The sequence below is a fragment of the Mastigocoleus sp. MO_188.B34 genome (assembly GCF_030065675.1).
Taxonomy (GTDB): domain Bacteria; phylum Cyanobacteriota; class Cyanobacteriia; order Cyanobacteriales; family Nostocaceae; genus Mastigocoleus.
Genome location: NZ_JASJDK010000026.1, coordinates 1 through 20,600 on the forward strand (window position 1 = coordinate 1; position 20,600 = coordinate 20,600).

Sequence of the window (20,600 nt, forward strand, 5' to 3'; positions counted from 1 at the left end):
ACCATTACACGCATTCAGCAAAACAAAACACTTAGGAGCCGGATGCGGCGAAAGTTGCACGTCCGGATTTGAAGGAGAGGTGCTCCCGGTAATACGGGACATCGACTCTAACCGGCTAGCGCCACGAATGTCCGTTCCAGTTTTTTCTGAGATAAAACGCGTCGGCGTAAGACGCAAGGGAACGCGCACCAAGAAATGCGATTTTCGGATTGACGTGTTCTAATACTTGGTCACGAACGGTTGTTTCAATACCTTCAAAGGTTTCAAGCTTTTCTATTGGTGCGTTTTTGTATAGAATTTTAGCTATTTCTTTAACGTGACTATCTAAAAGCTTCTTGTCTTCTGGTGTCATTGGTTGGCTAAAGCAAACTCGATCATTATTTATTCTCTCCAATTGTGGTGCTGATGTATAGCCCCGCATTATTCGCGATAAATGCTCGCGAATAATATTGATTCCTTTTCATCCTTTTGCAAAATTGGGATGCTCCCGTTGTCTCTCTCATTGGTGCGCGACACCGTAAACCCTAATTTGCCTTACTTTATTTATCATCTGGTCGCACCTCTACCCTTGCAAATATGCCAGTTGCGTAATTTCTAAATATAAAAACTGTGTAAATTCAGTGATTTTTGGGAATCATACTGGTGATGCTTCTTGAGCTTGCTTGAGTAAATCTAACCAGATGAAATTATTATCTTCACCAAAAATCAATCTTCCCAAATATTTGAATCCGTTTTTATACGGCTTGTTTTCTTTATTATTAATATTCTTAGTATTTTCTGATCCAGTATTTTTTACTGTAGGTCAGCAAGCTTCAGGACAAACCATTAAACAACTGCGATCGCAACAAAAACAAATCAAGCAGAAGCATCAGGGAGTAACCAAAGAAAAACAACGCCTGACTAATTTAGAAACAAAAGCAAAAAAGCGTCTTACTGGTTTAGAGGAAAACCTCAAAACTACAAATAACAATATTCAAGACAGCGAACAGCGTTTAAAACAAGCAAACAAACGCCTCCAAGAATTAGAAACAAAATTAACAGCAGCACAAAGTTCCTATCAAGAACAACAAACAGCAGTAGTTGCAAGATTGCGATTTTTGCAGCGATCGCAACTAACTCAAGGATGGGCGATTTTATTGCAAAGTGAAAACTTGAACGATTTTTTTAGTCGTCGTCGCAACTTAAAGTTGTTATATCAAGCTGACCACAAAATTTTAATCAAATTAACCCAACAAGCTAATCAAATCAAACAACAAAGAACCGAAGTTGAAACCAAAAAAAATGAAATAGCTTTAATTCGTCAACAATTGCTCGCCCAAAAATTAGATTATCAGACCCAAGCACAATTGCAATCAGAATTGGTCGGGCGTTTGAATAGCGATCGCCTCGCGTTGAAAGCTGCTCAAGCTCAACTTCAGAAGGACTCACAAGCCATAGGAAATTTAATTCAACAAAAAATCAGAGCCGCAGAACTAGCTAAAGCTAATAGTAAAAGAAACTGGGTTCGCGGTAGCGGTATTATGGCATTTCCTAGTAATGGTCGGATTAGCAGTCCTTTCGGTTTTCGGATTCATCCCAAACTTGGTTATCGACGCATGCATACCGGTATGGACTTTGCAGCGAGTTATGGAAGTCCGATTCGTGCTGCTGATTCGGGAACTGTGATTTTTGCGGGTTGGTATGGTGGTTATGGTTATGCTGTAATTATCAACCACGGTAAAGGAATTACCACCCTTTACGGTCATAGCAGTAAACTTTATGTTTCCGAAGGTGAATCTGTTAAACGGGGACAAGCGATCGCTGCAATTGGTTCTACTGGTTTGTCAACTGGTCCTCACCTGCATTTTGAAGTTAGGAAAAATGGTAAACCTGTAAATCCAGCTAATTATCTTTAGACATCTCCAGAAATGAGATATCACCCCTGACTACACAAGGCTTTTATATTCTTTTTCGGAGATGTCTTTTGAACACAGTGGGAAATACAATCTTCCTACACAAAAATAAATCACTAACTACCTATAGCCAGCCAAAGAGATCCAAGGTATACTATTCGGGTATGCAAACAAATAATTTCGTTTGTAATAACGAGGGCGCGTAGCTCAGTGGATTAGAGCGTCAGATTCCGGTTCTGTAGGTCGGGGGTTCGAATCCCTCCGCGCTCGCTTTTATTTACTCAAATCCTGATTAAACTTCCAAGAACAAACTGGGAATAAGAATGTTGAGGTTCTGCCTCAAGTAATATGATACAGAGCAGAACCTCAAAAATTACGATTGCAAAAAAGTATTAATCTTCTAGTAATTAATCTTCTAGTAATTAATCTTCTAGTAATTAATCTTCTAGTAATTAATCTTCTAGTAATTAATCTTCTAGTAATTAATCTTCTGGTAATTAATCTTCTAACAAGCTACGCAACATCCAAGCAGTTTTCTCATGGACTTGCATCCGCTGAGTTAGTAAATCAGCAGTTGGTTCGTCATTCACTTCTTCAACCACCGGAAAAACAGAACGCGCTGTTCTAACCACAGCTTCCTGTCCTTCTACTAGCAAGCGAATCATTTCTTTAGCTTTCGGAACTCCCGGAGTTTCAGAAATCGAACTCAATTTCACATATTCACTGTAAGTTCCTGGTGCTGGATAACCAAGTGCACGAATCCTTTCAGCAATTAAATCTACTGCTGCAGATAACTCTGTATACTGAGTCTCAAACATCAAATGCAAAGTCTGGAACATTGGACCCGTAACATTCCAATGAAAGTTGTGGGTTTTAAGATACAAAGTGTAAGTATCTGCTAGCAAACGAGATAGTCCTTCAGCTATTTTTGCTCTGCTATCTTCATCAATACCAATATTGACGGGAATTGCGTTAGTATTTGCACCTTGAGCTTGCATTGTCTTTCTCCTGATCGATTACTTATCGTTGTTTGTTTATTAACTTTTTATTATTACTTAAGCAATAAATATTTAATTTTGACTTTTGAGTTTTGGTTCATGCAATGTGCATTTTTAAAACACTTTTCGGAGCTTTACGAATTCTTGCTAAGATTGTTTTTTTACCCAAACGTTGACAGGCTTCATAACGATGACAACCAGAAAAACCGTAGTATTGTCCCTCTACTTCTAAAACATCGATTGGTTCTTGCTGACCTATCTGTGCGATCGACTCCATCAAAAATTTGACTTTTTCTGGGTTGTTCTGTCTCGGTAATGGTCTTTTGATTCGATCAAGTGGAATTTCCTCTACCCTCATTAGCCTTAACCTTTTTTAGTAATCATATTTTTTATCCTTAAATTAATCATAGTCGTTATGACTTCATTTAGCAAGTCTTCGGATTGGAAAAAAGTAGTCATAATATTATTAAGTGCCTAATCGCACCACAAAAATCAAATTATTTTTGTTAAAAAAGTAACTAGCAGGCGGCAGAGGCGGAAAATCTTGGTTTCAATTAATATTTGGATTTGGCGTTTCTCATCTGGGATTTTAACGGCGCTTTTTTTACCATTTATCACCAGTACTTATACTTACGCTAATACTACTGGAGATGTCGAATTGAGTGTGGGAATAGTACAAAAATTTGGCGAAGATCCCCAACGACAGTTCAAACTAGAACCAACAAATGGCGATTTCCTGAAACTTAAGTTCAAAAAAAAAGGTAAAGACCAGACTTTGGTTACAGCTAATCCGGTGAACTTAGAAATTAGCACGGCAAAGTTGTCAGATACCAAAATTGATGAAAGAGTTGTTTTAGGAACATTTCGTACTTTTGAAGCAGCAGAAGATGGTGCTAAAAAGTGGCGGGAAAAAGGAATAGAAGTGGAAATAGCCCAACCCGAACGTTGGGAAGTTTGGGCGAAACGAGAAGTTTATAACACACCATTACTACGGCGCTTACTATTGCAGAACGTACAAAAAGTAGGCAAGAAACTAGCTTATATCAAAACAAATATTTTCAAGCAAGAACCAAAAATTAGCTGGGTAATTGGGAATAACCGTTATAACCGCGAACACTTAGAAATTAGTAGTAACAAAAATTTAATTAGAGTTAGATCGAATAAAAATTCTAAAAGAGCTAGGCTTTATCCCGGAAGATTGCGCGTACAACCAAATGCTTACGGTACCTATACCTTAGTAAATCAAGTACCCCTGGAAAAATATTTGCGGGGGGTTGTACCCTATGAGATTGGTCGAAATGCTCCCAAGGCTTCCTTAGAAGCACAAGCTGTTATTGCTCGCACCTATGCTCTGAGAAATGTGCGTAGATTTGCAGTTGACAACTATGAGTTATGTGCAGATACACACTGTCAAGTTTACTTTGGGATAACTGGTGCAAGTTCAAGCACAGATCGAGCGATCGCTTCCACAAGAGGAATGGTGCTTACCTACGATAATAAATTAGTTGATGCTTTGTATTCTTCCACAACTGGGGGTGTAACGGCTTTTTTCGATGATGTTTGGAACGGTACTCAACGTCCTTATTTACGTCCAATCATTGATTCTCACCTGAATATTTGGAGTTTATCTCAAAAAAGTTTAGCTGATGAAGAAAACTTCCGGAAATTTATCAGTTTGGAAGAAGGCTTTAATGAAAGCGAACAACGCTGGTTTCGTTGGCGTCGGGAAACAAGTATGGAAGATATCACCAAAGGCTTGCAGAAGTTTTTGAAAGTCAAAAACAGTCCCTTTGCTAAATTCAAACAAATTAACAACATAGTTGTTGAAAAACGAAGTAAAGGTGGACGTATTCTTCAATTAGCCATTAACACTGATATAGGTACCTTTCACTTGCACAAAGACGAAGTTCGTAGCGCCTTTGCTGCTCCCGTCAGCACATTATTTTACTTACAACCTTTAAATAAAGGAAAACCTGGAATTTGGGGTTATGCTTTCGTTGGAGGTGGTTTGGGACACGGTGTAGGTTTGAGTCAGACTGGCGCACAAAAATTAGCTAAATTAGGTTGGTCTAATGACCAGATTCTAAAATTTTACTATCCCGGTACTCAAATTCAAACTCTTAACCAAATTGCACAAAAGTAGAATTCAGGTCTTATAACTCTTCTCTCACTTCTCTGTTTCTTGTTCCTTGTTCCCTGTTCCCTGCTCCCTAAAGTGTCCGTAGAATATCTTTTGACTTTTAACTTTTAGCTTTTAAATTTTAACTGTTAACTTGTGGGTAGCACCATAACGTTCTCACCCACATCTCTACCACAATAAATGATGGGTGACAAACATTTCTAAATATTAAGCAGGAAAACACACTAACTGGCTTTCCTGCTTATCATAATACTAGATGTTTGTTCAACTAAGTTAACTTCGCAGACACAGCAGAGTAATACTTTGTCTCTCTGTGTGCTGCTTTTTTTTGTCTCAAGCTTAGTAGAGAGCTTCTTCTTGATGAGTTTCGATGGTGCAATCAGAAGTTGGGTAAGCAACGCAAGTAAGTACGTATCCACCTTCCATCTGATCATCATCTAAGAATGATTGGTCAGACTGATCTACAGAACCTGCTGTGATTTTTCCAGCACATGTGGAACAAGCACCAGCGCGACAAGAATAAGGTAAATCTAAACCTGCTTCTTCCGCAGCATCAAGAATATAGGTATCGTCGTCACATTCGATGACTTGATTTATGCCTTCGGCTTCGCTAATAAGTGTAACTTTGTAAGTTGCCATTTTGTTAATCCTCTCTCTTGAGTTCGGCAGTATAAGTTATTTAAAGCAATTAGTCTAACTTCACTTATATTTTTATTAAGTGAGTTATCAAAATTAATTTTGCTTCAATTCTGATACTACGAGAAAAATTTGATCGTGTAACTGAATTTTCAACCCGATTAGTAATGAGATTTAGTTATCCAATACCAATAATTTTTACTTATCTATTTAGACTGTTTTCAACTGATATATAATTTAAAGTTATAGAAAAACTCTAAAATGCTTATTTTGCCAATCAAAACTGAAAAACCTAAGTCATAATTGTTACATCTGGGCTAAAATAATCTGCTGCGGATAAGTTCTAATTGCAAAAGTCAGAGGTCATTGATATCTTGATGCATAAACTTCTAAATAAAGGTATATTCATTAAGTAAGATTTTATTGCACGCAATAAAAAAATATTTTTTGTGTGCAGGCAAAATCAATACCAAACATCAAAACAGCAGTGAAAGACTAGGATGTATAATCTTTCTCGCGCTCCAGGGGCAGGACCGATAAAAGTGGGTATGATTGGGACTGGTTATGCAGCAAAATTAAGGGCAGAAGCATTTTTAAAAGATACGCGTTCAGATTTAGTCGCAGTAGCTGGGAATACACCCCATAAGACAGCAGCATTTGCTCAACAGTATGACTGTAAAGTAGTTGAAGGATGGGAGGAGTTAATAGGGCGTCAAGATGTAGATCTAATTGTTGCAAGTACAGTTAATCAACATCATGGGGAAATTGCATTGGCTGCATTATCTGCAGGTAAACATATTGTTGTGGAATATCCCTTGAGTTTAGATGTGACTCAAGGTTTAGAAATCATTGCTCTTGCTAAGGCTCAGAATAAACTTTTGCATGTAGGGCATATTGAGGTTTTAGGTGGTTTACACTCTTCACTCAAAGAAAGAGTACCTCAGTTAGGAAAGGTTTTCTATACTTCCTATCGCACAATCAAGCCACAAAACTTCATAGGTTTGAGGTGGAGTTACAATCACGATCTATTCGGTTTTCCTTTGATGGGGGCACTTTCACGAATTTATCGTCTAATAGATTTATTTGGCGATGTAAAAACCGTCAATTGCCATAATCGATTTTTAAATGAAGACGCTCAATATTACCAAGGTTGTATTTGTACGGCTCAACTCCGTTTTGAGAATGGGGTTTTGGCAGAAATTTTATATGGTAAGGGTAAAAGCCTGTGGCAAAGGGAGCGAAAATTTGAAGTTCATGGTGAAAATGGCGCGTTAATTTTTGAAGGTGCTAAAGGCATTTTAATGCAGAAAAAAGAGACTGTTTCAATAGATTTGCCCAGTCGTAAAGGTTTATTTTATAAAGATACAAATATGGTTTTAGAGCATTTGTTTGAGGGTGCACCTTTGTATATTTCTCCCGAACAAAGCTTGTATGCCCTGAAGGTAGCAGAAGCAGCTAGAAAATCCGCTGAGACAGGGTTAAGTGTGGTTGTTAAGTAAGAAGTAATGTTAGCGTAAGCGGGGCGCGACAGCGCACAGTAATGAGTAAGAATTAAGAATTAAGAAGTAATTTAGTCTTCCCCACACTTCCCACACTTCCCACACTTCCCACACTTTTCCCAAGTCCCCAGTCGCTAATCCCCAATCCCCTCTTCCAACTTATTAGGAATGCCTTGACAACCCCCAGGAATAGTAGCTCTGCTTTTGTCTCCGCACCAAGCACAACAATAATATTTGACACGTTCGGGCATTCGTTTAACATTACTGAAATCGACATTTTGCACTACTGCACCAGTATATTCACCAGTTTTATAGTTTGGCGGAGAGTCACGACTGCGTGGTGATGCATTTTCTGCAGTACCGTAAAACAAACGAGTGCCGTTGAGATCGCTATCGCTTAAATTTCCTTCGTAAAGGATGCAGCGAGCTAGATTCGCTTTTACTAAGTCGCAATCACTGAGATTCGCTCTGACCAAATTTGCATCACTTAAATCTGTCCAACGTAGATCGCTATGGGAAAGGTCTGCTCCTGCTAGCATCACGCCCAAATCAATTACCCTTACCCCATAATATCTATCTTCAGCATAACCACCCTTGCCATCAAAGATTGCTCTACCTAAATGGCTATCACGCTTCAGGGGAGTAAGCAATTTGGATTGGGAAAGAAAACGAATAATCTTAGCTTTACCTTGAGCATCCACGCTACCAAGAATTGCGGCAGTTCGTCCCTGTGCCAATAAACGTTCTTGAGGCCAATCCTCCAACAATCCTTCATCATCCAAAACTAGATCGGATATTCCTTGAAAGTAAGAATCGATTGTTTGCTGTTGGGTAATACTATTTTGTTGGATTGTAAGATTATTTTGCTGAACTGTCAGTAAATTTTGTTGAATTGTTAAGTTTTTGGAGATAACGTACTGTCGCCAAGCTACATAGACAGCAATAATTGCAATTGAGATTTGTCCTAATGCTCCAAACCACTCAGCTAAAGTACCAGAAGCATCCCAGTTAATTGGAACATCAGAAAATCTAACTATGGCAATAACTGCGATTGTTAAACCAATCAGGGCAATTGTCAAAGAGCGCTGTTGGGGTGTCAACCACTCACTAAGTACAACTTTTAACCAAGGTATTAGAATAGTCCCTGACAAAAATAAGTTGACTAGTACACCTAATGCACCTATGAATAAGTTATCCAGAGAAATACCAATGATGGTAACAGCGATCGCCATTAGGGCAATTACCATGGCTTTAGGCTGGAGTATATTTAAACTAGTGCCATTTCTGTAAATATAATTAACCTTGTCACCATTAGTCTTGTCACTATTAGCTCCTCCCTCATTATTAGCTTTGTCGCTGGCTTTATATTGAGAAGCTTTACTTAACTTTATTCTGTTTTCTTCGGATTGTAATGCAGCTAGTACCTCATTGATTTCTTGATCTTTATCACCAGTTACAGACAAAAAAATCTTATCGTGACGAATGCCATTTTCTGATTGCAATTGATTATCGAGAAAGGACTCATTGGAGTCAGAGTTGGATTCAATACTCATTTTTCTATGCGCTTATAGCATACCCAAATCTATTACTTTTATCTGCCTGTTTCTTACTATTCAGGTAATAACAGTGCAATATCATGCAGAAACAATCAACAAATTTTAGGTATGGTGCTTTGCCTTTGCAGTTATTTTTCAAATTCAACTGTTTACTTTAATATTTATAATTAATTTTACTTAATATTATGTTATTCCTGAGTGCCGCAATCAGGAAAGCAGGTTGTGCATATTTTTCCCATAGCTCTCACTGAAAATGATTCATAAATTTTATACTTGCTGTATATCAATCACTACTTTTATTCTGATTCCTGATTTTATCTGCTAAAATTTCAAAACAATTACAGTACAAGTATTATTAACTACTTGTAAGTGACTAGTATAATAATAATCTAATGAAAATGCTACTTTCAGCTTTGAGTTGAATTAATCGGATTTTTTAATTTGACCGTCACCATAATTAAGACAGGACTTACGCAATTGTCACAATATACTGGTGGTGCGTGACACTAAAAACCTTATTAATAGGTTCAAGTTCACTCTAAGTGTCACACACCCTACAAAAAAATGTGCCGGTTGCGTAAGTTCTATAAGAGATTGATTTGAACTCTTGCTACAAGAGATAATTGCGGTATAAATATAACTTTTAATAGATATAATATTTTCAACATTGACTAAATCATCTGGTTGAAGTTAACTCTCAAATATAGTTCTCAAATATATAAATAACTGATAGTTATATAAGAAAATTATAAATACATAAATATCATTTCTATTGACTAAGTCACGATAAATATTTGACTAAAATAAAAATAATTTTTGAGCTAAATACCATAGTAAATATTGACAAAACTACCTATCAGATATTATATAAACTGAATGTAATTTAGGAATGTTGACAATATAAACAATTAGAAATGTAATTTATCTAAATTTTTTCGATTTTGGATACAAAGCAAATTGCGACTATCTTTAGTGCAATTAAAGCTATTTATGTAAGTGCATTAAAATTATATCAAAATAATTTAATGTTTATTTTCTATTTTATTAGAGCACTTAAAGATTTACTATAAAAATATGAGTTCTGTAGGTAAAGAATGGCCAACTGCCGCTGCATAGTTGTCTCAAGCCTAATAGCTTTATTCTCTTTTGGTTGTGTTCAGGAGAGAGAACGTTCGAGAGAATTAGTGCAGCCCATAGTTCTGGAAAATAATATTTCCCAGTTTTTTATACAAGCATATGATTCTCAGGAAGCTCAAATATTATTGCAACAAGCTAATATTTTGCTAGACAATCATTATTATGATGAAGCTGTAAATCTATATAACCAACTACTTGCGATTGAAGACGATAATATTGAGGCTTGGAATAATAGAGGTAATGCTTTAGCAGCACTTAAACTTTATGAGCAGTCAATAGCATCCTATGACAAGGCTATTACACTTCAGGTAAACCAGCATCAGTCATGGTATAACCGAGGTAATGTGTTAGCCCAAATAAAACGTTATTCAGAAGCAATTCATTCCTACGAACAAGCTATTAGGATTAAACCTGACAAGTATGAAGCTTGGATTAATCGAGGTGTTGCTCTATCTAAAATACAGCGTTATCAAGAAGCCATAGATTCTTATGATGAAGCGATCGCAATTGCGCCCAATACTACTGAAGCATACTACAACAAGGCTTGTATTCATGCTCTTCAGAACAATATTAGCTTAGCCTTAAAGCATCTCAAAAAAGTTATAGATAGGGCTCCCGATAGATATAAACAATTAGCGCAAAATGATCCTGATTTTGAGATAATACGTGAAGATAAGAGATTTCAAGATTTAATTTACTAGTTATAGTAGTCCTAAATTATTGATGATAATCAGCATTGTAAAGATGCAGTCTTCATTGGCACGATAAGCGCATCTTGCACTGCGCATAGCATTGTAAGGTAAGCATGCAGCATCTCTGCAGTGCAGGATTTATCTGTTCGCAAATCAAATATTAAGCTCCATCTATAGACCAATGGGGTGGATCGCCAGCCAACTTATAGACACCATAGGAAGCACCTACTCTCCACATGGTTTGATTTGCAGAAGCATCTGTCGGTGCACCAACAGTTATTACTCTTCCACGAGTATCCTTAATTTTAATTGTTCCTTCCCAAGTAATAATCCAATCAATGGCTAATCTTTGTATATGTCTAGAACGTAACGATACGGGATTATTACCAATACCATAAGCATCTACCATGTCTTGAGCACCTCGGATGGAACCGGCTCTAGTATAATGTTCCCAATCAATATTTACCCCTTTGAGTCCAGGTACATATCTCGGGTAAATATTTCTACGAGCAATTCTCGATGCGTAATGCATGAGGTGTGCTCTTTCTCTAGGACGATGGGTTGCAGTGACAATTACCTGACAACCTGCATCAATTAATGCTTGTTCAAATCTTTGGACTCTTTGACGAAAGGGTGATTTTAAATCTGCGATCGCTCTACTTGTGGGGAAAGATTTAATCCAGTGGGGTCCACTCAGACGGAGACGAAGAACTCTGGCGTATTTGTCGAATATTTGCATTGATCGGGAAAAATGTTCTCCCAAGCTTTGCTTTGTTGCATCATTAATAACTGCTTCTAATTCACCTTTGAGGCGTATATCCCTTTTTAAATATGCTTCTGCTAGCCCCTTACTACTTCTGGGACCAAAGTCACCATCAACAACTAAAGCTGGGGTTAGGCGTGCAACTTGATTTAAGCTTGCTTGTAAGTTTTTAACTTGCGTCTCTCCAAAACCAAGATAATTCAATAGTTGATTACCCTGAATGTTCGGTACTTGTTGAATAAAACCTTTTTCAATAAAACCTTGTTTAGCTGCTTGGGTATAGCTACCATTACCAACTACACCATCAACATCTAAATTATTTTTTTGTTGATAAATTCGAGTTGCTTTATCAGTAAGTTGACCAAAATCATCATCAACAACTTCAATTGGATATCCCTCATTCTTAAGAAAACTTTGCCAAGCACTGACATAAGCACCCTCAGAACCCAGTCTGAGAATAGGTAGATTCAGCACCCCAATATTAAAAGCCATAGTTTTTACTAGTCGTTCGCCCTTGGTGTCGTCAAAATTAAGCAACACGTGAAGTTGTAAGGTTATATTTGTAACATACTTTTCGAGATGTAGCAATCAAAATTGTCAAAATCTATGGGAATCTACCTATTAGGATTTTTGGTAATGGGTAATTGGTGATGGGTAATGGGTAATTGGTGATGGGTAATGGGTAATGGGTAATGGGTAATGGGTAATTGGTAACTAGTAACTGGTAATTTTTGACTTTTGACTTTTGACTTTTGACTTTTTACTTCCGCGCAGCGGTGGTTATCCAATCAATTTTTCCCAAGTTAGGGGTCCAACAATTCCATCAATAACTAAGCCAGTATCTCGTTGAAATGTGTTAATTGCTAATTCTGTTTGTGGACCATAAATTCCGTCCATATCTGCTCCCAAACGGTATTGCAAATATTGAACTAATGTACCAGCAGCGTGATTTTGTCTCACAATTGGTTTGGATAAAATCTCATTGAGAGCATCCCATGTCGTTTTACTTGCAACTCCAGTAATTTGAATTCCCACAGTTGTTTGAAAATTTTCAATTGCAGAGTTAGTTGCTGGGCCTAATTCTCCATCTTCGTCGAGCATTTTATCATCTTTATCGCTTATCTTTAGTCTGTTTAATGCTTTTTGTAAACGAAGAACAGAGGTATCTGGATTGTTAGTTTCATCAGGTATTGCTTCTATTGGCGGTGCTGGAAGTTCACCTGTTAAACCTTTAACAATTGCATTTGCCATCGCTTCGCTATTATACAACTTCATATCTCTTTGCGAGTCGATAAAGCAGCACTCAACTAAGATTGCAGGCATATTTGTATTCCGTACAACATACAAGTGGAAACCATTTTTGATTCCACGATTAAAAAATCCAAGTTTAACAATTTCTGTCAATACAGGTTTAGCAAATTGTCTACCTTTACTACTAGTTGCAAAGATTTCTGTACCATACGCTCTAGTATTAAAAGCGTTAAAGTGAATTGAAACAAAAACATCCACTCGGGCTGAATTGGCAATATTTACCCTTTGAACAAGGGACTGTTTTACGGAATATACTTTTTGGGGTTTACAATCGACAACTGTATGACCTAAGGCTTTTAATTTTTCCATCACCATTAAGCCTACTTCTGTAGTTAAATGGTCTTCAAATTTAATCCCTTTAGCTCCTGTATCAGGAGGTGCATTATGTCCAATATCAATACCAATTTTCATTTTTATGTAACCCCGTATATATTTCTAAATATATTTCTCTAAATATATTTCTCAAATACTTAGACAAATCAATTTCTTAAGTATCAAATATTTTCTATTTTGACAATGATTTGGGGTGGGGATTGGGGAAAGTGTGGGGAGTGTGGGAAGTGTGGGAGGATGGGGAAAACCAAATTACCAATTACTCATTACTCCTGTAGAGACGTAGCATGCTACGTCTCTACCTCCTTACTTGTTACTTATTACTTATTACTCATTACTCATTACTCACCAATCTCTCATGACTACTCAGCTAGAATTATCGGAAATCCAAGATTATCAACAGCTTATTCCTAATGATACTCAGATACAAAAAGCACTCACAACGATTGAAGACAATGATGGCGATTTGGAAGCAGCGTTTGATAGACTTTGGCAAGAAAAATTTGGTCAGGTTAATTACGGCGCGAAGAAGTCTTTGTTAAAGTTAACCCTAGAAGAAATTCGCACTGAAATCTGTGGTGATGAGGGTTTGCGGGGAAAAATCAAGGAACATACTAAAGACCCAAAGAGTGCTTCTTTACTCAACAGCATTATTGGTTCTTTGGTCACAGTTGCTGCTTTGAATGGAATTCCGATTGATGGGGCGATTGCTACTGTAGTAGCGTTGTATATTCTCAATATTGGGGTGAATGTTTATTGTAATACTGAGCCTGAAAGTGAATCTAATAATTGAGAAGTATACTGAGCCTGAAAGTGAATCTAATAATTGAGTATATACAATTTGTGAACAGATAAATCATGTAGAGACGCGACATGTCGCGTCTCTACAAAAGAATATTGATTTTTATAAATGATTTAGAATTTTTATATTGAGCCTTTTTTAACTATCATTAACCAGCAAATGGCATGTTTTTCCCGGAATTAGCAACAATAATTTGTATGAGAAACTGTATGCAAATATTAATACTTATATATTAACCCTATGCCAGTCATCATCATTCGAGAGGAGCGCAAAACTGATAACGGATTTGAGGTTTGTTTGAGCTTTGATGGTGCAGAATATTCTGTTAGTGTTACTGAACCATTTACACCCAAGGAAGAAAAAGAATTAGAGTGGTATTTCGAAGACTGGGTGAGGTTCCCTTTTACTGACACTACAATTGCTCAGAGAGCAGCAAATAGCATAAGGTCTTACGGAGAAAGTTTATTTCAGCAAGTTTTCAAAGCAGATTTTGACGCTTACAGCGCATATCGCCAACTACGGGGTAATTTAAGTCAGTTACAAATTGAAATAGTTAGCAAAACCCCAGAATTTCATGGTTTGCATTGGGAAGCGATGAGAGATCCAGATTTACCGCGACCTTTAGCGGTAGATTGTATTATGGTGCGTAAAAGTGTCAAACCGACGAGTACATCAACATACGTCGAACCATCTCCAGTAATTAATTTGTTGGTGGTAACGGCGCGTCCGGATGAGGAAGATGATGTTGGATATCGTACTATTTCTCGCCCTTTAATTGAATTAATTGAAAATTGTCAGTTGCGGGTCAATGTGGATTTACTGCGTCCTGCGACTTATCAGGCTTTATATGAATACTTGGAAGCTAAAGGTACAGGTTTTTACCATGTAATTCATTTTGATTGTCATGGCGCACTGATGAGGTATGAGGATGTAAAGCAAGAAATACAAAGAAATCGCTACGTTTATCAGAACAGATACGGTAGGTACGATCTAGAACCTTATGATGGTGTAAAAGCGTTTTTGTTTTTGGAAGGGGAAAGCAAGGGAGAAGCTGATCCGGTAGAAGCCCAGGAATTAGCAGATTTACTGACAGGTAAGGGTATTCCTGTGTGTATTTTGAATGCTTGTCAGTCAGCGAAACAGGTTAAGTTAGGGGATGAGGGAGACGAGAAAGAACAAGCAGATTCCCGAGAAACCAGTTTAGGAAGTCGCTTGATGACTGCGGGAATGCAGATGGTGGTAGCAATGGGATATTCGGTGACGGTTTCTGCTGCTGCGATCGTCATGGAACAGCTTTACCGCCATTTGTTTAATAATAAAAGTATCAATGAGGCGATCCGTTTGGGTAGGGGAGAATTATTCAGGAGAAAAGGACGCAAAGCCTACTTTAATAAGACAATTGATTTAGAAGATTGGCTGTTACCTCTGGTTTACACTAACAAAGCTGTTAATTTCAACTTGCGGGAATTTACACCGGAGGAAGAAGAGGAATATTTTGAGTCTGTTAGTAGTAAGTTTTCTTTCTTGGAGCCGGAATATGGTTTTGTGGGACGGGATTTAGCAATTCTCAAAGTTGAAAAAGCTTTACTACGCCACAATATTTTACTGTTGCAGGGAATGGGGGGAACAGGTAAAACTACTCTGCTCAATTATTTGCGCCAATGGTGGCAGATTACAAGTTTTACTCAAGATGTATTTTACTTTGCTTACGACCACAAAGCTTGGACGCTGACACAAATTCTGTTTGATATTGGGAAGTCAGTTTATAACAAGTTTGAGTTTGCACGATTTCAAGCGATGGGTCAGCAAGCTCAGGTAGCAAAGTTAGTCAAAACACTCCGGGCTGAAAACTACACGGTTGTTTTAGATAATTTTGAGTCGGTAACGGGAGAGGAATTAGCAATTCAAAATACCCTGAATCCTGAACAACGCCAAGAAATTCAAGGTTTTTTAACTAAGTTAGTCGGTGGAAAGACTTACGTTGTCATCGGTTCCCGCAGTAATGAAGAGTGGTTACAAAAGACGACATTTAAACAAAATATCTATCAGTTGCGCGGGTTAGATCGAGAATCCCGCACGGTGTTAGCTGAGAAGATTTTAGAACGTCATGTGTCAGCACGTCGCATTCCTAAAATCCGTGAAGATGATGACTTTCAGCAACTAATGAAAGTCTTAGCGGGATATCCTTTAGCAATGCAGGTAGTATTAGCAAACTTGGGAAATCAATCTCCAGGAGAGATTTTAGCAGCAGTGCAAGCTGGAGATGTGAATTTAGATAGTGCTAGTACAGATAAGACGGAAAGTATTATTAAATGTGTTGAATATTCCTACAATAATTTATCAGATGAAGCACAGCAGTTATTACTATGTTTAGCTCCTTTTAGTGGATTTATTTATCGTGCAACGATACCCGTATATATTGAGGGGTTACAAAAATTAGCAGCATTTAAAAACTATCCCTTTGACCAATTTGATGACGCGATTCAAGCAGCGATCGACTGGGGTTTACTTTCCCCAATTAATTACGATCTACCAGAATTACTCAATATTCACCCCCTATTTCCTTACTTCTTGGAAGCAAGATTAAAAGAACTCGATGGAGAAATCCGCGAAGCGGTGCGGGAGGGTTTTAAAAATCATTATCGGAGTTTAGCTGGTTTTTATAGAGAACTGATGGAATCAGAAGATCCGCAGGAGCGACAACTAGGTGTTGTTTTCTGTGGGTGGGAATATGAAAATCTTTATCAGGCTTTGCAAATTTGTTTGGAAAAACAGGAAAGTTTAACTATATTTTTCTGCTTGAATAAATACTTTGATTTGATTAGTGATCTTCAAACCCAACTGAAATTATCAAAATTTGTCTGCAAAGCCCATGAATCTTATCCATCTGATATTAGAACAGGTGAGATTAGTTATGAAGCAATACGGTTCAGATAAGCCTAAATTCCTTCGTAGAAACGTGAAATTATGACCTAATACCTCTACGGTACGCTGTCGCTAAGCGCTAACACGTCTCTACAGTGTTATTTTTTTCAAAAAAATTCTTAACTCAACGGTATTGGGTTATGAAGGGGATTAGTTATTTAACAATTTACACCCCAAACTCAACTAGCCCAACAATCCGCCTTGGATTAAAATCCCAGGCTCATAGACAAAGTCTGCTAAAGCAGACTGGGTAAGGTTTTTAGTGCATTTTATGTACTATGGCTAACGCCACGCTGCGCTAAGAGCTATTAGCCTGGAAGTTGATTTCCAGGTGAGAGTTTGAACTAAACGAGGTTACTAAAAGTTGTTTTTACCAATCTACCCAAGCTGTCTGTATGCTTCATCCACCAACACGGGAACGCATTCACTAACATCCAATTCTGCTGCTAAATCAACATCACGCTCAAAACCTCGCTCAATTAACTCTTTCCCCGAACCGCATTGTTTCAACAAGGTTTTTAGATTAGGTTTAGCACTGTGAAATACACTAGCTGCAGCTTGTGCTTCCGGTGATAAACTACCCGTGAGATGAGAAATAATTGCTCCTGCACCAACAAAATCTTCAAATGCAGGGCGAAGACTACCATCTTCCCATCTTTCTCCTGCAGTTATTACTGCTATATTCCTTCCATAACCCATCGCTGCTAAAGCAACCGCTCGACAATTTCTCAAACATCCAGCCAAAGTTGGAGTTGTTCCGGTTGCTAAACTCAGGGATGAACCATTGGGTGAAGGTAGTACCAACTGAGTATCCCGAGAAATTTTTGTTAACGAAGCTGGGGAAAGTGAATAACCGCTACCACCTCGTTTTTCTGCTAATTCCGCATTCATAAATTTAGCAAACTCTCTTGCGGAATCATCTTTCCATTGATAAGGGAAAACCGTTGCTCCTCGGTTAGTCGCAATATCAATACAGGTTGAAAACGAAAGAATATCAATGATAATCACAACATCGCTGATGGGAGCTAACTGTTTAACTCCGTTTTGACCCCATTCACAGCGAATGTCGAATTGGGATTGAGTAAAAGTCATGCAATGTAGAGACGTAATATATTACGTCTTTACAAGATATATTACTTGAGACGTAATATATTATGTCTCTACAAGATGTATTACTTTTTGCTTTTACACATAACGATGAAAGCGATCGCTCATCTATATCTGTAACTAATCTGGTTTAATATTTGGGCAAATATTCCGGCTTTCTCCAACAGATGTTACTACACAGCCAGAATACTTTCCTGCTGGTGTCCGAGAAGATCCAAACACTACCAGTGCTTCTGTTTCAGATACATCACCGTGTTCGATTAGTAAATTATCACCGAAGAAACCTATTTGACTGATGCTTCTGAGGGGATAGGTAGAAAACTCATCGGGTAAGGTTTTTTCTCCTGGTACTTGGACGCGGTAGATCGCATAATTTCGCCAACTAGATTGTGGTTGTAGCACAAATACAGCACTCTCTTGACTATCAGCGCATTCTTGCAACACTACTCCAACTGCAAGATTTCCAGTTTTTGGATCGAAACTGACTGCTTGGGGTACAAATCTCTTACCAGATACATTTTGAACGGGTAAAGTTTTTAGAGTTTCACAATTTACACCGTCAATAACTTTAACATTCAAGCTGCTAGCTTTTATGCTTTGTGTTGTCTGACCACTTTGAATTTTTAACTCAGTCCCATTATTAACAATATTTGCTGTGGGCAAAGATTGAGGTGATTTTTGAGAGATAGTTTGAGAGATAGTAGTTTGATTAGTACGAGCGTTTGCTGCAACAAAAAATAAAATTGATGCTGTTGTTAGAAATATTGGTAAAAGTTTTTGATATTTCATTTTTTTGCGAACAATGATTCTGAGTGTATAAATCAAAATACATCTGTTTTTAATTAAATTTCGTACTATAAGTCATTAACTCTGCTTTAACCCGATCGCAGCAAATGTCGGGAACAGGAAATGGGGAACACGAAGAAAAAAGAATCTATTCTATAACTAATCTGAGATAACAATTGGACAAATATTCTGGTTTTCCCCGACAGAAGTTACTACACAGCCATCATACTTTCCCGCTGGCTTCCCTGAATTCCCAAACACTAGCAATCCTTGTGAATCAGATGCATCACCATATTTGACCAGTAAATCATTAGCAAAAAAACCTATTTTGATAATATTTCTAAAAGGATAGCTAGAAAATTCATCAGGTAAAGCTTTTCTTCCCGGTAGTTGCACCCGGTAAATAGCATAACTGCGCCAACTACGCTGTGGTTCTAAGATAAATACAGCACTTTGCTGAATATCAAAACATTCTTGTAATACTACTCCAACCGCAAGATTTCCAGTTTTGGGATTGAAACTGAATCCTTGGGGAAGAAATCTTCTTCCAGCTAATCTCTGACTGGGGAGAATTTTTCTTGCTTGACAATTTAAACCATCAAGTACCCTCAGATTTAAGCGACTAGCTTGGATAATTTGTGTTGTTTGACCATCTTGGATTTTTAACTTGGTTCCATCACTAATAATATTTGCTGTTGGTAAAGATTTCCTAGGTTTTTGAGTATTCCCAACCGTTGCAGAGATGGGAAATAAAATCGATACCACAGTCAATAGTATTAAAAGAATCTTGTTATATTTCATTGCTAAGTCAAAAACTTGAAACTTGAGTCAAACATTATTGTATTCGTACGAATAACATACACACTCATTACTCATCACAAATCCACTCCTCTAGAGAGGATATTATTCTCCTGAGTAAGTTAAAAGGGATATACTAAGCCACGGGTATCAGGGCTGTTGTTGGATTGGTAGCTAATTGATAATATCTACTTTTCCCCAATTTGGGTCTGGATCTGTACGTAATCCTTGAAGAGTTGATAATAGGTCTAACACACCCTTGTATTTTAATCTGATATGGCGGTGCGTTACGGCGCAGCAACAACGGTGAGGTGACTAAAAAAACATTATTTTACACGCCGCCTAGCACACCCTACAATGCTACGTCATTGCTACAACTTTTTCTAATAATCCTGTGAACATCTTCAGCCCGTCAGTACCCCCTAGCATTGGATCGGCTGCTCTTTCTGGATGAGGCATCATACCCAACACATTACCCTGAAGATTGCAAATCCCAGCAATATTATTTAACGAACCATTCGGGTTATCACCTTCATAGCGAAATACCACTTGGTTGTTTTCCTCTAATTCCGCCAAAATAGCTTCACTTGCATAAAATTGTCCTTCACCGTGGGCAATGGGTAAAGTAATAACATCACCTTTGTCATAAGTCGTAGTCCAAGCTAGATCGTTACGTTCGACTATTAAAGGAGCGCGATCGCAAATAAAATGCATATCTCGATTTCGTACTAATATCCCTGGTAATAGTCCCGATTCAGTCAATACCTGAAAACCATTACAAATTCCCAGAACAAATTTACCTTGATTTGCATGTTCAATAACCTGTTGCATCACCGGGGAAAATCTGGCGATCGCACCACAACGTAAATAATCTCCGTAACTAAAACCACCAGGAATTACAATAACATCTACATCAGAAATATCAGTTTCTTGGTGCCAAATCATACGTGTTGGTTGCTTGAGAATATCTCGAGTTACGTAAGCAACATCGCGATCGCAATTTGAACCGGGAAAAACAATAACGCCAAACTTCATTTTTTATTGGTAATTGGTAATTAGTAACTGGTAATTGGTAACTGGTAACTGGTATACGCCCGTACTGCTAACGCAGTGTTAGCGAAGCGTGACGCGTAAGTGTCATATGGTAATTGGTAATTGGTGACTCTAGCCCGTAAGGGCTTGGCGTTAACCATAACCTGACAACTGTTAGCGGATCCGTAGGTAG

17 protein-coding genes, 1 tRNA gene and 1 pseudogene are annotated in these 20,600 nt (G+C 37.8%); 7 read left to right on the forward strand and 12 right to left on the reverse strand.

Translation table 11 applies throughout. The annotated features are described in order from the left end of the window. Positions 1-99: 99 nt before the first annotated feature. Positions 100-352 (reverse strand): annotated as a pseudogene (locus QNJ50_RS09065) (hypothetical protein); the annotation flags it as partial. A gap of 328 nt (positions 353-680) precedes the next feature. Here QNJ50_RS09065 and QNJ50_RS09070 point away from each other — a divergent pair. Both QNJ50_RS09070 and QNJ50_RS09075 read left to right on the forward strand, forming a co-directional pair. Beyond that, positions 681-1,895: a murein hydrolase activator EnvC gene (locus tag QNJ50_RS09070; RefSeq protein WP_300634370.1), complete on the forward strand. Its 1,215-nt coding sequence runs from the start codon at positions 681-683 to the stop codon at positions 1,893-1,895. 193 nt (positions 1,896-2,088) lie between these two features. Continuing rightward, positions 2,089-2,162: transfer RNA gene (locus QNJ50_RS09075), tRNA-Arg, on the forward strand. Between the two features lie 227 nt (positions 2,163-2,389). Here the strand turns inward: QNJ50_RS09075 and QNJ50_RS09080 are convergent. Both QNJ50_RS09080 and QNJ50_RS09085 read right to left on the reverse strand, forming a co-directional pair. Beyond that, the gene (locus QNJ50_RS09080) at positions 2,390-2,890 is read right to left on the reverse strand and encodes a Dps family protein (protein ID WP_300634373.1); all 501 of its coding nucleotides are present in this window, start codon (positions 2,888-2,890) and stop codon (positions 2,390-2,392) included. Between the two features lie 97 nt (positions 2,891-2,987). After that, positions 2,988-3,248, reverse strand: coding sequence for a sulfiredoxin (locus QNJ50_RS09085; RefSeq protein ID WP_300634377.1), 261 nt, complete (start codon positions 3,246-3,248; stop codon positions 2,988-2,990). Between the two features lie 195 nt (positions 3,249-3,443). Here QNJ50_RS09085 and QNJ50_RS09090 point away from each other — a divergent pair, with 195 nt between their 5' ends. After that, the gene (locus tag QNJ50_RS09090; RefSeq protein ID WP_300634485.1) at positions 3,444-5,033 is read left to right on the forward strand and encodes a SpoIID/LytB domain-containing protein; all 1,590 of its coding nucleotides are present in this window, start codon (positions 3,444-3,446) and stop codon (positions 5,031-5,033) included. Between the two features lie 336 nt (positions 5,034-5,369). Here the strand turns inward: QNJ50_RS09090 and QNJ50_RS09095 are convergent, their stop codons facing one another. Further along, positions 5,370-5,669 carry a ferredoxin gene (locus QNJ50_RS09095; RefSeq protein WP_300634379.1) on the reverse strand — a complete coding sequence of 100 codons (300 nt, stop codon included), beginning with the start codon at positions 5,667-5,669 and terminating at the stop codon, positions 5,370-5,372. Between the two features lie 497 nt (positions 5,670-6,166). Between QNJ50_RS09095 and QNJ50_RS09100 the strand changes: the two genes are divergently transcribed. Continuing rightward, entirely contained in the window at positions 6,167-7,165 is a 999-nt protein-coding gene (locus tag QNJ50_RS09100; RefSeq protein WP_300634381.1) for a Gfo/Idh/MocA family oxidoreductase, read from the forward strand. 134 nt (positions 7,166-7,299) lie between these two features. Here the strand turns inward: QNJ50_RS09100 and QNJ50_RS09105 are convergent, their stop codons facing one another. Beyond that, a complete protein-coding gene (locus tag QNJ50_RS09105; RefSeq protein ID WP_300634383.1) occupies positions 7,300-8,718 on the reverse strand; it encodes a pentapeptide repeat-containing protein in 1,419 nt (472 codons plus the stop codon). A 1,097-nt stretch (positions 8,719-9,815) separates the two neighbouring features. On the opposite strand from QNJ50_RS09105, the gene QNJ50_RS09110 reads away from it, so the two are divergent. Further along, a complete protein-coding gene (locus QNJ50_RS09110) occupies positions 9,816-10,559 on the forward strand; it encodes a tetratricopeptide repeat protein (protein ID WP_300634385.1) in 744 nt (247 codons plus the stop codon). Between the two features lie 151 nt (positions 10,560-10,710). Here the strand turns inward: QNJ50_RS09110 and QNJ50_RS09115 are convergent, their stop codons facing one another. The 3 genes from QNJ50_RS09115 to QNJ50_RS09125 form a co-directional block, all read right to left on the reverse strand. Further along, entirely contained in the window at positions 10,711-11,853 is a 1,143-nt protein-coding gene (locus QNJ50_RS09115) for a peptidoglycan-binding protein (protein WP_300634387.1), read from the reverse strand. Between the two features lie 74 nt (positions 11,854-11,927). Next, entirely contained in the window at positions 11,928-12,101 is a 174-nt protein-coding gene (locus QNJ50_RS09120) for a hypothetical protein (protein ID WP_300634389.1), read from the reverse strand. After that, positions 12,094-13,035 (reverse strand): N-acetylmuramoyl-L-alanine amidase, encoded by a 942-nt coding sequence (locus tag QNJ50_RS09125; RefSeq protein ID WP_300634391.1) that lies wholly within the window; start codon positions 13,033-13,035, stop codon positions 12,094-12,096. Before QNJ50_RS09125 ends, QNJ50_RS09120 begins: the two co-directional genes overlap by 8 nt. Positions 13,036-13,315: 280 nt before the next feature. Here QNJ50_RS09125 and QNJ50_RS09130 point away from each other — a divergent pair, with 280 nt between their 5' ends. After that, positions 13,316-13,750: a hypothetical protein gene (locus tag QNJ50_RS09130; RefSeq protein WP_300634394.1), complete on the forward strand. Its 435-nt coding sequence runs from the start codon at positions 13,316-13,318 to the stop codon at positions 13,748-13,750. Positions 13,751-13,999: 249 nt separating this feature from the next. Next, entirely contained in the window at positions 14,000-16,696 is a 2,697-nt protein-coding gene (locus QNJ50_RS09135) for a CHAT domain-containing protein (protein WP_300634396.1), read from the forward strand. Positions 16,697-17,062: 366 nt separating this feature from the next. Here the strand turns inward: QNJ50_RS09135 and QNJ50_RS09140 are convergent, their stop codons facing one another. The 4 genes from QNJ50_RS09140 to purQ form a co-directional block, all read right to left on the reverse strand. Continuing rightward, the gene (locus QNJ50_RS09140) at positions 17,063-17,776 is read right to left on the reverse strand and encodes a 2-phosphosulfolactate phosphatase (protein WP_300634399.1); all 714 of its coding nucleotides are present in this window, start codon (positions 17,774-17,776) and stop codon (positions 17,063-17,065) included. Positions 17,777-17,911: 135 nt separating this feature from the next. Then, positions 17,912-18,580, reverse strand: coding sequence for a hypothetical protein (locus tag QNJ50_RS09145; protein WP_300634402.1), 669 nt, complete (start codon positions 18,578-18,580; stop codon positions 17,912-17,914). 156 nt (positions 18,581-18,736) lie between these two features. Further along, on the reverse strand, positions 18,737-19,342 hold the full coding sequence (locus tag QNJ50_RS09150; protein WP_300634405.1) for a hypothetical protein: 606 nt from the start codon (positions 19,340-19,342) through the stop codon (positions 18,737-18,739). Positions 19,343-19,735: 393 nt separating this feature from the next. Then, positions 19,736-20,410 (reverse strand): phosphoribosylformylglycinamidine synthase subunit PurQ, encoded by a 675-nt coding sequence (gene purQ, locus QNJ50_RS09155; protein ID WP_300634408.1) that lies wholly within the window; start codon positions 20,408-20,410, stop codon positions 19,736-19,738. Between the last annotated feature and the right edge of the window lie 190 nt (positions 20,411-20,600).

Bases quoted from the DNA above. Each gene is read 5' to 3' on its own strand.
- QNJ50_RS09070 (WP_300634370.1), top strand. From the start codon at position 681: ATGAAATTATTATCTTCACCAAAAATCAATCTTCCCAAATATTTGAAT.
- QNJ50_RS09080 (WP_300634373.1), bottom strand. From the start codon at position 2,890: ATGCAAGCTCAAGGTGCAAATACTAACGCAATTCCCGTCAATATTGGT.
- QNJ50_RS09085 (WP_300634377.1), bottom strand. From the start codon at position 3,248: ATGAGGGTAGAGGAAATTCCACTTGATCGAATCAAAAGACCATTACCG.
- QNJ50_RS09095 (WP_300634379.1), bottom strand. From the start codon at position 5,669: ATGGCAACTTACAAAGTTACACTTATTAGCGAAGCCGAAGGCATAAAT.
- QNJ50_RS09100 (WP_300634381.1), top strand. From the start codon at position 6,167: ATGTATAATCTTTCTCGCGCTCCAGGGGCAGGACCGATAAAAGTGGGT.
- QNJ50_RS09105 (WP_300634383.1), bottom strand. From the start codon at position 8,718: ATGAGTATTGAATCCAACTCTGACTCCAATGAGTCCTTTCTCGATAAT.
- QNJ50_RS09110 (WP_300634385.1), top strand. From the start codon at position 9,816: ATGGCCAACTGCCGCTGCATAGTTGTCTCAAGCCTAATAGCTTTATTC.
- QNJ50_RS09125 (WP_300634391.1), bottom strand. From the start codon at position 13,035: ATGAAAATTGGTATTGATATTGGACATAATGCACCTCCTGATACAGGA.
- QNJ50_RS09130 (WP_300634394.1), top strand. From the start codon at position 13,316: ATGACTACTCAGCTAGAATTATCGGAAATCCAAGATTATCAACAGCTT.
- QNJ50_RS09135 (WP_300634396.1), top strand. From the start codon at position 14,000: ATGCCAGTCATCATCATTCGAGAGGAGCGCAAAACTGATAACGGATTT.
- QNJ50_RS09140 (WP_300634399.1), bottom strand. From the start codon at position 17,776: ATGACTTTTACTCAATCCCAATTCGACATTCGCTGTGAATGGGGTCAA.
- QNJ50_RS09145 (WP_300634402.1), bottom strand. From the start codon at position 18,580: ATGAAATATCAAAAACTTTTACCAATATTTCTAACAACAGCATCAATT.
- purQ (WP_300634408.1), bottom strand. From the start codon at position 20,410: ATGAAGTTTGGCGTTATTGTTTTTCCCGGTTCAAATTGCGATCGCGAT.